The organism is Phytobacter sp. SCO41 (genome assembly GCF_003073275.1).
Classification (GTDB): domain Bacteria; phylum Pseudomonadota; class Gammaproteobacteria; order Enterobacterales; family Enterobacteriaceae; genus Phytobacter; species Phytobacter diazotrophicus.
In genome coordinates, this window is the sequence record NZ_CP027225.1 from 1,822,738 (window position 1) to 1,838,007 (window position 15,270).

The window sequence follows — 15,270 nt, forward strand, 5'->3', positions numbered from 1 at the left end:
CATCAGGCTGATTAATGATAGCTGATGGTGTACTCCAGTTTACCGATGGCATTGCCTCCAGTGATGGTGTTTTCAGTTTGTATATAACGGGCGTAAAGAGGCACGGTAATAGTGCTCGAACCATCGTTGGGCAAGCTGTAAGAGTATGCAGAATCGAGGTTAATTTTACCGCTGTCCGCTTCGCTGCGAGAAAGCTGAATGCCTATGCCGGTGGCAGCAGATGTGCCGCTGGCAATAGACATAATGCCTTCGGCAGCATTGAGTTTGCCGTCGAGTGGGGTAAGGGTAATATCTGCTGCATTACTGGTTAATGCTTTAACTGGCACATTTTCCGTACCATTGAAGGTGGCAACGGACGTTGTAGTGTTACCGTAAAACCAGCCACAGTTGTTAAGGTGTATACTGGCATCTTTCCAGGCGGTGCCTGTGCCAGGGCCCGAAAAATCGGAAGTATGGTATGACCCCATCTTCACCGTCATTGACTGGCTGCCCGTGGTGATATTGCAGGTGGGTGTTGTCACCTTCAGACTGCCGCTGATATTGATCTCGTATATCCCGACCATACTGCCTTCCTGCCCCAAGCTATATAACGCAGTAGGAAGATTTGACGCCGAAATCGTTCCCCCGGTGACCGAATCCGCGGTTTTGACCAATTGAAAAAATGAGTCGGCACCCCATAGCCCTGTGGCCGATGACATATAGCAATTTCTAGCGTCTGTACATCCTGTTGTGGGGGTGATGGTAGGAAACTTAGCTTTATCTGCTGCATTCAAGAAAACGATACCAAGCCCATTGATACCCGTTTTATAGATCTTCGAGCCAGTTGACGTTTCTCCCATTGGTAAAGTTTTATATTCACGTTTATAAACAAATAATCCGTCCTTGTCACAGCCAATCCGCAATTTATCGGCACCGGATCTAATGGTTATACGCTGGCGATACACCGTTGCACCCACCGCGGTTCCCGGCGGAACAGAAATCGAGCTGATGGCCAGTGGGACGGTCATTTTTTTGATACTATTGGCTGGATAATCAGCGGTGGGGGCAAATGCACAGGCTGCTATAGCATTAGCGCTAAATAGGCATAACAGCAAAACGGATAGAATTAATTTTCCTTTATGATACATCATTTCATCCCTTAAATTCAGTGCCTGACTAATTAAGCAGGATAAAACGCAACGCTCGCAAGGATTAGAAATTATATCTTGGTGGGAAAATTCTTATCTACGATAAGACCAAATATTAATGGAATACGCAATAAGAAAACAGTCGCGAAATATTACTTCGTTACCATTTTATTAATACATATAGCTGGAATACGGGCAGGCCGAAACCTGCCCGGATAAGTTACAGCGTCCCGGTTCCACCGTCAGAACACCAGACCTGACCAGAGGAATAGGAACTCTCATCGGAGGCAAAGAGCACATACAAGGGGGCAATTTCCACGGGTTGGCCCGGGCGGCCAAGCGGCGCGGATGCACCAAATTGTTTCACTTTTTCCTCGGGTTGACCGCCGCTTGATTGCAGCACGGTCCAGTATGGCCCTGGCGCAACGGCGTTGACGCGAATACCTTTTGAGCCAAGTTGCTGCGCCAGCGCTTTGGTAAATGCGACCCCACAGGCTTTTGTCTGCGCGTAGTCCAGCAGAATAGGGCTGGGCTGATAAGCCTGAACCGAGGTGGTATTGATAATCACCGCCCCTTCCTGCAAATGAGGGATGGCTGCTTTGGTTATCCAGAACGGCGCATACACATTCGTTTTGAAGGTGGCATCAAACGCTTCGGTGGTGAGATCCTCAATGGATTCGCAGTACTGTTGGCGTCCGGCATTGTTGACCAGAATCTCCAGTCCTCCCAGTTCCCGGACGGCGCTTGCGACGAGTTGCTGGCAAAATGCTTCGTCGCGGACATCGCCAGGTAACGCGACTGCTTTTCGTCCTTCCGCGGTGATTAAGGCGATCACCGCTTCGGCATCGGATTGCTCCTCAGGTAAATAATTAATCGCCACGTCTGCCCCTTCACGGGCAAAAGCGATAGCAACGGCACGGCCGATACCTGAATCACCACCGGTAATTAATGCGCGTTTACCTGCCAGCCTTCCCGATCCGATATAACTTGTTTCCCCATGATCGGGAATAGGTTTCATCTCGGAAGCCAACCCCGGCGGCTGCTGTGGCTGCGCCGGAAAAGGAGGCCGTGGGTAATGAAGATGTTTCTTATCCGCAGGTGACATAATTATTTTCCTCTTTTGTAAACCAGAATTTTAAGGTAGACCTTAATATTCATTCGCGCTATCAGAACAGAAATAACGAAACGTTTTTTTTAATTTTTATACAAACGGAGCGCGCCATTTTTCTTATTTTTTGTGAAAACTAAAACTAGCGAAGCGGCTATTTCTCTTAAGAGATTCGTCAAGGATATATCTTCCGATTGTCCTTTTTTTGAACATGAGGGTAACAAATTGTTAACTGATAACCCTCTGTTGAATAACATATATTCAGAATTTACTTAGGTTGGTAATTAATAAACGCGGTGATATTGCGGATGGAATAACAAATTCACTTTTGCGTTAAAAGTTCACCTATTCTCTGTTGTTAATTTTTTCATTTCGGTGCTACGCTCTTTGAGTCACAACATTCACAAGGAGATTAGGATGAACAATGAATCAGCATTTCCTGCATTTCCCGTTAATGGATGGCAGGTGGGAGCAGTGGAAGATTTGAATGGCGTGGTTATTCGTTTTGGTTACAGTACTTCCCCTTATGCGCCGGGCGGTTCAACGTTCGAGTCGCAGTTTTTTAGTCTGACGCCGGAGAAGGTTAAAAGCCTCATTTACGACCTCCAGGTTAGTCTGCATAAGTATGAAGAAAAAGTTGCCTGATACCCCTCAGTTTATGAATGATTAACATTGCAGCAGCTGTGGCTCATTGCAGTCTGCTGCCTATTATTGTTAGGTACCTTACTATTTTATTTCGTTAATCGTACTACATAATAGTTAAGTGCCGCTACGTTAACACTTAAGCCAATTCTTAATGTTGGCGTATTGCCTGCTTCTTACGCTATATATTATAGGTGAGCAATCCATTGTGATGCTGAACTGGAGCGCCTATGAATGTTGTGTATTTTAAAGTTGATCACCCGCCGCACGAAAGACAAACCACTGTTCACTACTATTTAAAATCTGTGCAACTACTACGGGATAATGCTGTTGTTGCCGATCTTGGTGACCTGAAAATAACCAATTTGCCTGCCTGGTTTTATACCGTTATACCCACAGGATTCAGTAAAATTGAATTTTCAATGCAAAATAGATCGCAATTGCGTATTGAATGTTATGCAGGTTACTTACGGACTGGCGAGTATATTGTCTCAACGCCCGGTGGCGAAATCACATTGCCATTTAACGCCCTCTCAGGGCTTTGGACGCTGAATAAGCAAGGACAAGTCTATATCGACCATCAAGAATTTATGGCGCGCAATTATTCGCTAATTCGTCCTGCCAAAATACCCGCGCGTGGTGTATCCGTGTTTTGATGTGGGGTAGAGAGGTATCTAGTTATTTTTCTTGTCTAAATCAAGTAACTGCTCGACGGTGACCGCCGGGTAGCCTTGTGCATCGTCGGGTACTTCCTGCAATGAAGGAATAGGTTCCAGCGGGCCTAAGAAACGGGGCTCACGTTTGAACAGATATAAATCAGCGAGCGTCCCCAGACGTGCGCCAAATTCGCGTATACGTACGCTCCACATATTTTTCGGCGAAGGGACGGCATAGCATTGCGCCTGGATGCCCATATGCTGGGCAATAAAAAGTGCACGTTCGCAATGAAAGCGCTGGGTGATAATAATAAAATCGTTAGTATCGAAAACCTTACGAGTACGCACAATCGAGTCGAGTGTGCGAAAGCCTGCGTAGTCCAGCACGATATCAGAAGGGTCAACGCCAGCGGCAATCAGGTCCTTACGCATGGTCATCGGCTCATTATAACTTTGCAGAGCGTTATCGCCGCTTAACAGCAGGTAATTCACTTTGCCGCTGTTGTAGGCATTCAGCGCACCCTGAATACGATAGCGGTAATACTGATTAATCACGCCAGTGCGGTAATATTTTGCGGTGCCCAGTACCACTCCCACCTGACGCCAGGGTAAATCCTGCAGGTCATCGTAGATGTAGGGGGCGGTTTTCCAGCTTATCCAGCGGTCTAAGCCGAGCGCAGTCAACAGCAGTAAGCCGATAAGGACCAACAGGCTGTATACAAAGCGCTTTAGCATGCGGACAAACTCGATACAGGATTAAATTTCACTCAAGGCTACTTTACCCGTCCGGCAATCGCAAGAAACGGGCGTTCAATTGCGGGGTTTTTCATCACTGCGGGCAAAATGCCCGCAGTTGGCTGGTTAGTCGAGCAAAACACGCTCAACGTTCTGGCAACCCAGAGCGCGCAACGTGGCGACAGTTGCGTCCCATTGGGTGAGAGGGGCATCGGCTTTTTCTGCGAGTACCGCGCGCTGCATATCCGGATAGTCGAACCCGGCCAGGCTCATCAGATTTAACGCGCCCTGGAGTGGTGGCAGTGTCGGGTTGAATGCGGCATTTTCCGCATAGCTGCCGCTGAAAATGCGCCCATTGCGACACTCAATAGCCACACCAGACGGTGACTGTGTATACGGCGTATGGCTTTTGTTGGCCGCTGCGATAGCCGCCTGAGAAAGCGCATCTCCGCTGAGGGCAAACCCGTGGTCCTGAGCATCAAGTAGCAGGGTTTTAATCTCAAGGTCTTTAGGACCGAATGCGTCAGGCAGATAATCGCCAAGTGTATGCGGCGCACGCCCCGGTAAGTTAATACGCAGCGTCAGGCCGCTGTTCAGTTCATTCATAAACTGACGACAGTGACCGCAGGGGGTGTAATTAACGGTGATGGAGGCCAGCGCTTTTTCACCGCGCTGCCAGGCGTGGCTAATGGCGCTTTGCTCTGCATGGACGGTTTGCTGCATGGTGGCGCCAAGGAATTCCATATTGCTGCCGAAATACCAGGTGCCGCTGACGCCGCGGGCAATCGCGCCGACGTTAAAGTGCGAAAGCTCAGTACGTGCGCAGGCTGCTGCTAACGGTAACAGAGCGAAAGCCAACGCGTCTTCGTCCATCCCTGTGGCGTTAAGCAGAGCCGCTACCTGTTCTGCGCTTAACATCGCGGGAAAATCCGCGTCCGCCAGCAGCGGCGCCAGTGCGGCCTGTAAATTCTCCGCAAGGGTCGGAAACGCAGTGTGAAAACGTGAATGCATGGCGTTGCCTCATAACAATGTATTGGGATCGTAGTGTAAGGGCCGTTTTAGCCTTTATATGTGATCAACATCTCACTGTATATGCAACGTATGCAATTCAAATTAAAAATGCGCGACGCATCGCAAATTTTAGCCCGCTATCGCGAGGATGATCGGGAACAGAAATGGCGCAATCAGTGACGTAATAATCCCACAAATGACCAGCGCCAGTGAGCTAAAGGCCCCTTCCTGATAATCCAGCTCTGCACAACGCGCGGTACCCAGAGCGTGCGACGCGGTGCCCATTGCCAGGCCACGTGCTGATTTTGTGTGGATACGCATGGCATTCAGCAGGGTATGACCGAAGACTGCGCCCAGGACGCCGACAAAAATCACACAGACTGCGCTAATTGCCGGAATGCCGCCAATGCTGCCGCCAACCGCCATGGCAATCGGCGTGGTGACCGATTTAGGCAGAATAGAGGCGGCAATCTCTGGCGATGCCCCCATCATCAGTGCAATACCGGCGCCGCTCGCCATCGCCACAATACTGCCAAAAAAGCAGATAGTGATGATGGATTTCCAGCGCGCACGGATCTGGTGCAACTGCTCATAAAGTGGAAACGCCAGGGCGACCACGGCAGGTTGCAATAAATCGTTAAGGATTTTGCTGCCCTGGAAGTAGTGGTCATAGGGGATACCGGTGACCAGCAGGAACGGGATAATGACCACCATCGCAATCAGCAAAGGATTTAACAGCGCCATCTTGAAGCGCGCGGAGAGCTTACGCGCTGCAAAAAAGACCGCCAGTGTGAGCGGAAGCGACCACCAGATATATGCCATCATTTTTCACTTCCCTTCTCGCCAACGACTTTACGCTCGCCGTGTACCAGATGGGTACTCCAGCTCACCACAAGAAAGACAATCACCGTACTGACGGCACAGGAGACGACTATTGGCCCAAACTGCGCGCGCAGAATGTCGTAATACTGCATTACGCCCACGCCGATAGGCACAAACAGGAGCGCCATGTAGCGGATCAGCACGTAGCAGCCGGGATTGACCCATTTGGCGGGCAGGATTTGCAGTGCCAGCAGGACGAACATGATTAACATGCCAATAATGCTGCCGGGAATCGTAATAGGCAGCAGTGATGAAATATAAATTCCTGCGTATAAACAAGCGTATATCAGGACAAATGCGCGAAGGTACTGCCAGACAATGTTCAGTGATTTACTCATGGTGTATACCCTTGATGAAACGCATTCATCATACAATTAAAGCCGGAAATGTGCTACCGATCACATCATGAATTCTGAGCATACCAAACATTCCATTCTGGAACGTCGGGCATTACCACAAGATTGTTGTCCCTGGATTACGCGCTGTCTTTACGCTCTGCTGAGGGGATCGCCTGAATGCTGTGGATCACTTCGCGCATTGCGCGATTCACGACTTTGTCCTGGCGCATAATCAGCCCAAGCGTGCGATGCAGCGCAGGAACCAGTGGCTGAACAGTTAAGCCAGCGCAATCCTCTGCCTGCGTAACCGACATCCGCGGCACAATGCTGTAACCGAGCCCTGCGCGCACCATCCGTTTTATCGCCTCAATACTGCCAAGCTCCATCACTGGCGAGGCATTCTTACCGGCACGCTGGAACCAGCCGTCAATAAGCTGGCGTGTGCTGCTCCCGGCGGCAAAAACAATCAGCGGCAGTTGCTCCGTCTCAACGCCAGACTCGCCCTCGGACGGTTTTGCCGTGATAGAGACGAATTCATCGACCAGGACCGGCGTAACATCCAGATTCCTGCTGATGGCGGGCAGGGTAACAAGACCGATGTCGATACTGTTCTCCTCCACACCCCGGACAATATCCTGCGTATTGCCGGTTCTGACGCCAACCGAGAGCTGAGGATAGTCTTTACGAAGCTGTTGCAATATGGCAGGTAATAAATGAATACAAACCGTGGCGCCAGTGCCAAGCGTAACCGTGCCGCTGATATCGAGTTTATGCATAGCAACAGATTGCACGGCAGCACTAACGGCTTTTTCGATTTCTTCGCAGTGGGCCAGTAATGTCAGCCCTGCCGGTGTCGGGCGAACGCCGCGACCGGTGCGTTCAATCAGGCGGGTTTGCAGCGCGGTCTCCAACTGGCGCATCTGGAGACTGACCGCAGGCTGCGAGATCCCCAGCGCTTCGGCGGCAGCGGTAAAGCTGCGCCGGCTGATGACCAGCCTGTAGGTCGTCAATTGATCGAGACTGAGGTGTGCCATCCAAAGTTTTCCTTATACAGGTAATAAGCGCAGCACTATGTCTGTACTTATGCGTTACGGCTAGCCTGTCAACAGACCTGAGCAGGAGCCGGACAATGGAAATTATCGAAGCAGAAGAACAACATATTAGCGCAATGCAGCAAATATACGCCTGGCACGTGGTGAATGGCAGCGCCTCATTTGAAACCGCTGCGCCTGACAGAGAGGAAATGCTGGCGCGTTTGAACAAGACTCGCAGCGCCGGATTGCCGTGGTTTGTCATTCTCGAAGAGGGGATCGTGAAAGGCTATTGCTACCTTTCACACTATCGCACGCGTTATGCCTACCGCTACACGCTGGAGGACTCTATCTATATTGATGAACAATTTCGCCAGCGCGGTGCGGGCAAAGCGTTACTGGCGAAAGCCATTGAATGGGCGGAAAATCACGGCTATCGCCAGCTTATTGCCGTTGTTGGCAACAGTGAAAATGTGGGGTCGTTGCGCCTGCATCAGCAGGCAGGTTTTATCCTGACAGGGACGCTGAACAATGTCGGTTTTAAGCATGGTCGCTGGCTGGATATTGTTATTATGCAGCGCACGCTGGGTGAGGGGAGTTCGACCCTTCCGGCTGTGGACGCTTACCGACGCTCGGCCTGATGCAGTAGCGTTTTGAAACACACTTTCTTCCCTGTGTCAGAGGCGCTACTATGTCGCCTCATTTTTTCAGGGGCAATGTATGCGTGTATTACTGGCGCCGATGGAAGGTGTGCTCGATTCGCTGGTGCGCGAGCTGCTGACCGAGGTTAACGACTACGATCACTGTATCACCGAGTTTGTGCGGGTGGTCGACCAACTGTTGCCGGCAAAATCGTTTTACCGCATCTGCCCTGAACTGCATCATCAAAGTCGCACCCCCTCCGGCACGCTGGTTCGCGTACAACTACTGGGGCAATACCCCGAGTGGCTGGCGGAAAACGCGGCTCGTGCGGTGGAGTTAGGTTCGTGGGGCGTCGATCTCAACTGCGGCTGTCCGTCGAAGCTGGTGAATGGCAGCGGCGGCGGGGCAACGCTGCTCAAAGACCCTGAGCTGATTTATCGCGGGGCGAAAGCCATGCGCGAAGCCGTGCCCGCTCATCTGCCGGTAACGGTAAAAGTGCGTCTGGGGTGGGATAGCGGCGCACGACAGTTTGAAATTGCCGATGCCGTTCAGCAGGCCGGCGCGTCTGAGCTGGTGGTTCACGGGCGAACAAAAGAAGACGGCTATAAAGCGGAGCGTATTAACTGGCAGGCCATTGGTGAAATTCGCCAGCGTCTTAGCATTCCGGTTGTCGCGAATGGCGAGATCTGGGACTGGCAGAGCGCGCAGGACTGCATGGCAGCAACCGGCTGCGATGCGGTAATGATTGGTCGTGGCGCGCTGAACGTCCCCAACCTGAGCCGGGTCGTCAAAGAAAACGCGCCGCGTATGCCTTGGCCCGAGGTTGTTGCGATGTTGCAAAAATACACGCGGCTGGAAAAGCAGGGCGATACCGGGATGTATCATGTGGCGCGAATCAAACAGTGGCTGGGCTATCTGCGCAAAGAGTACGCCGAAGCGACTACGCTGTTTGAGCAGATTCGTACCCTTAAGAGTTCGCCGGACATAGCCCGCGCGATTCAGGCACTGAAAGCGTAAACTCTGCGATCATAGTCACGTTTTTGTGTGGCATTGATTGAGTGAATGAACCAACCTGATAAAGTTTCCTGCGGATTGTTACTGCGTAAGCAGGCTAAACCTGATGTTCTGGCATTTGCCGGAAGTCAGGTTTTTTTGTTTCTGGGGTTCGGATGAAAATCGCCAAAATACTTAATAATAATGTGGTGGTCGTGCTGGATGAACAACAACGCGAGCAGGTCGTTATGGGCCGGGGGCTCGCGTTCCAGAAACGTACCGGCGATGAGCTGGATGAGAGCAAAATCGAGAAGATTTTTGCCCTGCAAAGTGACGAACTGGTCAGGCGCTTAAGCGAGTTGCTCAATCAGATCCCGCTTGAGGTGATGACCGCCTGCGATCGCATTATTGAACTGGCGCGTGGTCGGCTGGGGAAGTTGCAGGATAGCCTCTATATCACCCTGACAGACCACTGTTTTTTTGCCATTGAACGGCTGAAAACAGGGCAAGTGATTCGCAATGTTCTGCTGTGGGAGATACGGCGTCTCTATCCCAAAGAGTTCCAGATTGGGCAAGAGGCGCGGGCAATCATCGCAAAACGCCTGGGCGTGGAATTACCAGAAGATGAAGCCGGATTTATCGCGCTGCACCTGGTTACCGCCCAGCTTAACAGTGATATGCCGGATGTTATGCATATCACCAAAGTGATGCAGGAGATCCTGCATATCGTGAAGTATCAGTTGAAACTCGACTATAACGAAGAGTCGCTCAGCTATCATCGGTTCGTCACGCACCTGAAATTTTTCTCGCAGCGGATGTTAACCCGTACGGTGGTCGAGGATGACGATTTGTCGCTGCACCAGGCGGTTAAAGAGAACTATGCCAGCGCCTGGCGTTGTGCGGAAAAGGTGGCCCGCCATCTGGAACAAAATTATCAGCGGAACCTCACCACAGAAGAGATTATGTTCCTTGCGATTCATATTGAGCGTGTACGAAAAGATAAACGCTAAAAATAGCGTGAAGAACGAAGTGTAAAACAGGATTGTTACTGCATCTCGCAGGCAAAACCTGAGCCCGGCCCGCGAGGTGCTGGACTCAGGTTTTTTTTTATCTCAGTCACAGCCTTCGGGCATAAGAAGTAAGGAAAAAGCATGGAATATCAAGCGCTGGCGAAAGATATTCTCAGCCACGTTGGGGGCAAGGAGAACATTACCAGCCTGGTGCACTGCGCCACCCGGTTACGCTTTAAGCTCAAAGATAACAAGAAAGCTGATGGCGAAGGGCTGAAAGCCAATCCAGGCATCATTATGGTGGTCGAAAGCGGCGGGCAGTTTCAGGTAGTGGTCGGTAACCACGTTCATGACGTCTGGCAGGCGGTGCGTGATGAAGCCGGGCTCACGGATGACACACCGGTTGCTGAGCCGGAACAAGGGGAGAAAGTCTCTCTTGTTGGTCGCGTGATCGACGTCGTCTCCGGCATTTTTACCCCTTTTATCGGTATTATGGCAGCATCAGGGATCCTGAAAGGGCTGCTGGCGCTGGCCGTGGTCTGCGGCTGGTTGACGACAAACAGCGGAACATATCAAATCTGGTTTGCCGCCAGCGACGCGCTGTTCTTCTTCTTCCCGCTGATTCTCGGTTACACCGCCGGGAAGAAATTTGGCGGTAACGCCTTTGTGACCCTCGCGATTGGCGGCGCGCTGACCCACCCGATGATGATAAAAGCCTTTGAAGCAAGCCAGACACCAGGGGCGGTCAGCGAAACGTTTTTGGGAATTCCGATAACTTTTATCAATTACAGCGGCTCGGTTATTCCGATCATCATTGCCGCCTGGGCAAGCTGTTGGCTGGAAAAGCAATGTAATAAATTCCTGCACTCGGCAGTGAAGAACTTTTTTAGTCCGCTGATCTGCATCGCGGTGATTGTGCCGCTGACCTTCCTGGCGATCGGTCCGCTGGCAACCTTGCTGAGCCAGGGGCTGGCGCACGGCTATCAGGCCATCTACCTCTTTGCCCCCTGGCTTGCTGGCGCAGCGTTGGGTGCGCTGTGGCAGGTGTGCGTGATTTTCGGTCTGCACTGGGGGCTGGTGCCGCTCATGATCAATAACCTGACCGTGTTCGGCCAGGACACGATGCTGCCCATTTTACTGCCTGCGGTACTGGGCCAGGTGGGGGCGGTACTGGGGATTTTCCTGCGTACCCGCGACCCTCGTCAGAAAATACTGGCCGGTTCGGCGGCCACGGCGGGTATCTTCGGTATTACTGAACCAGCGGTCTATGGTCTGACGCTACCGCTGCGCCGTCCGTTTATTTTTGGTTGCGTTTCCGGGGCTATCGGCGGGGCGATTGTTGGCTTTAGCGACAGTCACGTCTACTCGTTTGGTTTTGCCAATGTCTTCACTCTGGCGCAGATGATCCCGCCGGGCGGCGTGGATGCCACCCTGTGGGGCGGGATTCTGGGCACCGTTGTTTCACTGGTGCTGGCGTGCATCCTGACCTTTGTGGCGGGGATGCCGAAAACGACTGCGGTGACAAAACCGATTGCCGTTGTGCCGGGTGAAAACGAGATCCTCTCACCAATGACCGGAACCGTACTGGCGCTGGAGCAGGTGCCGGACAGCACCTTTGCCGCCGGGTTGCTCGGCCAGGGGGCGGCGATTATCCCCTCAGACAATAAAGTGATTGCGCCCTTTGCCGGTGAAGTGGCCTCACTCTTTCAGACAAAACATGCCATCGGCTTATTAAGCGACAGCGGCATTGAGGTGTTGATCCATGTGGGCATTGATACCGTCAAGCTGGAGGGCAAGCCCTTTACCGCGCATGTCAGCGTTGGCGACAAAGTTCAGCCTGGCGATTTACTGCTCGAGTTTGATCGCGATGCGATCCTCTCAGCCGGATACGATCTGGCAACGCCCATCATCATCAGCAACAGTGACGACTATCGCGCTGTGACGACCGTGGCATCGACATCGGTGGAATCCGGTATGCCGCTACTGGCCGTCAATCGTTAATCAAAGGAGATATCAATGAATACATTCCCGAATGACTTCTTATGGGGCGGCGCTATCGCTGCAAACCAGGTGGAAGGCGCTTATCTGGAAGACGGCAAAGGCCTTTCCACCTCGGATGTGCAACCAAAAGGCGTATTCGGTGACGTGGTAGAGCGCGTGGCAGGTGACAGCGGCCTGAAAGATGTCGCTATCGATTTCTATCACCGCTACCCGGAAGATATCGCCCTGTTTGCGGAAATGGGTTTTAGCTGCCTGCGGGTGTCCATTGCCTGGACGCGTATTTTCCCCAACGGGGATGAAACCACGCCCAACGAAGCGGGGCTGGCGTTCTACGACAAACTGTTTGATGAGATGATCAGCAAAGGGATGACGCCGCTGGTGACGTTATCGCATTACGAAATGCCATGGGGGCTGGTGAAAGGTTACGGCGGCTGGGGCAGCCGTCAGACCATTACCTTCTTTGAGCGTTATGCCAGCACGGTATTTGAACGTTATAAGAACAAAGTGAAGCTGTGGCTGACTTTTAACGAGATCAACATGTCGCTGCATGCCCCGATGACGGGTGTCGGCCTGCCGGAAGGTAGCAGCAAAGCGGAGATCTTCCAGGCTATCCACCATCAGCTTGTGGCGAGCGCGCTGGCGGTAAAAGCCTGCCACGAGATTATCCCCGATGCCAAAATCGGCAACATGATCCTCGGCGGCCTGATGTATCCGCTGAGCTGCAAACCGGAAGACGTGCTGGAAACGCTGCAGCAAAACCGTACCTGGCAGTTCTTTGGCGACGTGCAGTGCCGTGGCGAATATCCGGGTTATATGCTGCGTTTCTTCCGTGAAAACGATATTACTCTCAACATCAGCGATGCGGATCGTGATGCGCTGCGCACCACCATCGATTTTATCTCGTTTAGCTACTATATGACCGGCTGTGTGACGACCGATGAAGAGCTGAACCAGAAAGCGCGCGGCAACATACTCAGCATGGTACCGAACCCGCACCTTGCAAGCTCAGAATGGGGCTGGCAGATTGACCCGGTTGGCCTGCGCACGCTGCTGAACGTCATGTGGGATCGCTGGCAGAAACCGTTATTTATCGTGGAAAACGGTCTGGGTGCGAAAGACAAACCGGAAGCGGATGGCAGCATCAATGACGATTACCGCATCAGCTATCTTAACGATCACCTTGTGCAGGTACGCGAAGCCATTGAAGACGGGGTGGAGGTGATGGGGTATACCAGCTGGGGGCCAATCGATCTGGTGAGCGCGTCAAAAGCGGAGATTTCCAAACGCTATGGCTTTATCTACGTTGATCGTGATGATGCCGGTAACGGTACGCTGGCGCGCAGCCGTAAGAAAAGTTTCTGGTGGTATCAGGAAGTCATTGCCAGCAAAGGAGCATCGCTTAAGCGATAAGCTAACGGCTGTTATTCGCAATACCCCCTCACTTCCACGGAGGTGAGGGGGGAGTTTTTAGAAAATCATCTTAAACACGCCGGTGACCACCAACAGCCCAATCAAAAAGATAATCAAAATAACCCACAGCAATACTTTCAACATGCGTTTCTCTCCCTTGATGCGTTTTACTCACCGCAAAGTGTAGCAACCGTTCAGAAATATGCCTTTTCTCTATACTGAAGGTTTGGCCTCACGACCGGAGGGGAAAATGACCATGCAGAAAGTCGCTATTGTGACCGCAGCGGATTCAGGTATTGGTAAAGCCTGCGCGCTAATGCTGGCGGAAAAAGGGTTTGATATTGGTATCACCTGGCACTCGGATGACAGCGGGGCGCGCGATACTGTTCAACAGGTAGAAGCGCGCGGCAGACAGGCCCGTACCATCCAGCTCGACTTAAGCCATCTGCCGGACGGCGCTCAGGCTATCGAGACGCTGATTAACGCGTTCGGCCGTGTTGATGCGCTGGTCAATAATGCCGGCGCAATGACCAAAGCACCGTTTTTGGATGTCAGTCTGGAAGCGTGGCGGAAGATTTTTACCGTGGATGTTGAAGGGGCGATGTTGTGTTCACAAATTGCCGCGCGTCATATGGTTAAGCAGGGGCAGGGGGGACGCATTGTGAATATCACCTCTGTGCATGAACATACCCCATTGCCCGAAGCCAGCGCCTATACGGCGGCGAAACACGCGTTGGGCGGATTAACCAAATCCATGGCACTGGAGCTTGTTAGTTACAACATACTGGTGAATGCGGTGGCGCCCGGTGCGATAGCCACGCCGATGAATAACATGAGCGATGCTGACGCCAAACCGGGCTCTATGCCGAACATCCCGCTGGCAAGGCCCGGTAAAACCCAGGAGATTGCGAGCCTGGTGGCCTGGCTCTGTTCTGATGACGCCAGTTATACCACCGGGCAGTCGTTCATTGTCGACGGCGGCTTTATGCTGGCGAATCCGCAGTTTAACGCCAGCCGCCATTAACTACTCAGACGGTGGGTTGCGGCGTTTCTTTTGCCGATGCCGCAGCCACCAGCGCACGGAAAAGACTACTACCACGGCTAGTACCAGCCAAATCAGCTTCTTAAGATGGTGATCAAACTGATGTAACCACGGCCCGATAACTTCCCCACCCAGGTAGCCTAACGTCGTGAAAATCAATGCCCAGACGATGGCACCGAAAATATTCAGTGGCAGGAAGATTTTTGGGGGCAGATGGCTGGCGCCGATCAGTAGCGGCCCGATGATGCGAAAGCCGTACATAAAACGCGTACCGATGACAAACAGCCAGGGACGGCGGTTAATCATGCGTTGCGCCTGGTTAATTTTGTCCTGATGGCGGGAAAAGCGTTGCAGGATCTTCATGCCATATCGGCGCCCCAATAAATAGAGCAACTGGTCTCCAATCATCCCACCGAGCGCAACGGCCATGACCACCAGCGGAAACTTAAGCAACCCCTGATGCGCGGCAACGCCACCCAGCAGGGTGATGGTTTCCCCCTCAGCAATACTACCAACAACCAGCGCGGCATAGCCGTACTGGCTGATAAGATGATTCATATCCATAGGTCCAACAATTCTCCCGTTAAACCCCTTAAGCATACACCCTATGAATTGAATGCGCCGACAACCACGGTTTCGTTG

The 15,270-nt window shown here is 52.1% G+C and carries 16 protein-coding genes; 8 read left to right on the forward strand and 8 right to left on the reverse strand.

The features are described from left to right. Window positions 1-11 precede the first annotated feature (11 nt). Both C5523_RS08760 and C5523_RS08765 read right to left on the reverse strand, forming a co-directional pair. Window positions 12-1,130 carry a fimbrial protein gene (locus tag C5523_RS08760; RefSeq protein WP_107224533.1) on the reverse strand — a complete coding sequence of 373 codons (1,119 nt, stop codon included), beginning with the start codon at window positions 1,128-1,130 and terminating at the stop codon, window positions 12-14. A 217-nt stretch (window positions 1,131-1,347) separates the two neighbouring features. After that, window positions 1,348-2,232 carry an SDR family oxidoreductase gene (locus C5523_RS08765; RefSeq protein ID WP_041852032.1) on the reverse strand — a complete coding sequence of 295 codons (885 nt, stop codon included), beginning with the start codon at window positions 2,230-2,232 and terminating at the stop codon, window positions 1,348-1,350. A 420-nt stretch (window positions 2,233-2,652) separates the two neighbouring features. Here C5523_RS08765 and C5523_RS08770 point away from each other — a divergent pair, with 420 nt between their 5' ends. Both C5523_RS08770 and C5523_RS08775 read left to right on the forward strand, forming a co-directional pair. After that, window positions 2,653-2,880 (forward strand): phage domain protein, encoded by a 228-nt coding sequence (locus tag C5523_RS08770; protein ID WP_041852031.1) that lies wholly within the window; start codon window positions 2,653-2,655, stop codon window positions 2,878-2,880. Window positions 2,881-3,107: 227 nt separating this feature from the next. Next, a complete protein-coding gene (locus tag C5523_RS08775) occupies window positions 3,108-3,533 on the forward strand; it encodes a hypothetical protein (RefSeq protein ID WP_041852030.1) in 426 nt (141 codons plus the stop codon). A gap of 18 nt (window positions 3,534-3,551) precedes the next feature. Here the strand turns inward: C5523_RS08775 and sanA are convergent, their stop codons facing one another. The 5 genes from sanA to C5523_RS08800 all read right to left on the reverse strand — a co-directional run bounded on the left by sanA (window position 3,552) and on the right by C5523_RS08800 (window position 7,533). After that, window positions 3,552-4,268 carry an outer membrane permeability protein SanA gene (gene sanA / locus C5523_RS08780; RefSeq protein WP_041852029.1) on the reverse strand — a complete coding sequence of 239 codons (717 nt, stop codon included), beginning with the start codon at window positions 4,266-4,268 and terminating at the stop codon, window positions 3,552-3,554. 126 nt (window positions 4,269-4,394) lie between these two features. Then, the gene (gene cdd, locus C5523_RS08785; protein WP_041852028.1) at window positions 4,395-5,279 is read right to left on the reverse strand and encodes a cytidine deaminase; all 885 of its coding nucleotides are present in this window, start codon (window positions 5,277-5,279) and stop codon (window positions 4,395-4,397) included. A gap of 129 nt (window positions 5,280-5,408) precedes the next feature. After that, a complete protein-coding gene (locus C5523_RS08790) occupies window positions 5,409-6,104 on the reverse strand; it encodes a CidB/LrgB family autolysis modulator (protein WP_108700952.1) in 696 nt (231 codons plus the stop codon). After that, window positions 6,101-6,499, reverse strand: coding sequence for a CidA/LrgA family protein (locus tag C5523_RS08795; protein WP_041852026.1), 399 nt, complete (start codon window positions 6,497-6,499; stop codon window positions 6,101-6,103). Before C5523_RS08795 ends, C5523_RS08790 begins: the two co-directional genes overlap by 4 nt. 137 nt (window positions 6,500-6,636) lie before the next feature. Further along, complete coding sequence (locus tag C5523_RS08800; RefSeq protein WP_041852025.1) at window positions 6,637-7,533, reverse strand: LysR family transcriptional regulator; 897 nt, start codon at window positions 7,531-7,533, stop codon at window positions 6,637-6,639. A gap of 95 nt (window positions 7,534-7,628) precedes the next feature. On the opposite strand from C5523_RS08800, the gene C5523_RS08805 reads away from it, so the two are divergent. The 6 genes from C5523_RS08805 to C5523_RS08830 all read left to right on the forward strand — a co-directional run bounded on the left by C5523_RS08805 (window position 7,629) and on the right by C5523_RS08830 (window position 14,610). Beyond that, window positions 7,629-8,171, forward strand: a complete 543-nt coding sequence (locus C5523_RS08805) for a GNAT family N-acetyltransferase (protein WP_108700953.1) — start codon at window positions 7,629-7,631, stop codon at window positions 8,169-8,171. A gap of 79 nt (window positions 8,172-8,250) precedes the next feature. Then, a complete protein-coding gene (dusC, locus tag C5523_RS08810; protein WP_108700954.1) occupies window positions 8,251-9,189 on the forward strand; it encodes a tRNA dihydrouridine(16) synthase DusC in 939 nt (312 codons plus the stop codon). 152 nt (window positions 9,190-9,341) lie between these two features. Then, window positions 9,342-10,175: a transcriptional antiterminator BglG gene (bglG, locus tag C5523_RS08815; RefSeq protein WP_108700955.1), complete on the forward strand. Its 834-nt coding sequence runs from the start codon at window positions 9,342-9,344 to the stop codon at window positions 10,173-10,175. Window positions 10,176-10,316: 141 nt separating this feature from the next. Further along, window positions 10,317-12,176, forward strand: a complete 1,860-nt coding sequence (bglF, locus tag C5523_RS08820) for a PTS beta-glucoside transporter subunit IIABC (protein ID WP_108700956.1) — start codon at window positions 10,317-10,319, stop codon at window positions 12,174-12,176. 15 nt (window positions 12,177-12,191) lie between these two features. Next, on the forward strand, window positions 12,192-13,586 hold the full coding sequence (locus C5523_RS08825) for a glycoside hydrolase family 1 protein (protein ID WP_108700957.1): 1,395 nt from the start codon (window positions 12,192-12,194) through the stop codon (window positions 13,584-13,586). A 256-nt stretch (window positions 13,587-13,842) separates the two neighbouring features. Then, a complete protein-coding gene (locus C5523_RS08830) occupies window positions 13,843-14,610 on the forward strand; it encodes an SDR family oxidoreductase (RefSeq protein WP_172960921.1) in 768 nt (255 codons plus the stop codon). On the opposite strand, the gene C5523_RS08835 is transcribed toward C5523_RS08830, so the two are convergent. After that, window positions 14,611-15,192: a DedA family protein gene (locus C5523_RS08835; RefSeq protein ID WP_041852018.1), complete on the reverse strand. Its 582-nt coding sequence runs from the start codon at window positions 15,190-15,192 to the stop codon at window positions 14,611-14,613. Window positions 15,193-15,270 lie beyond the last annotated feature (78 nt).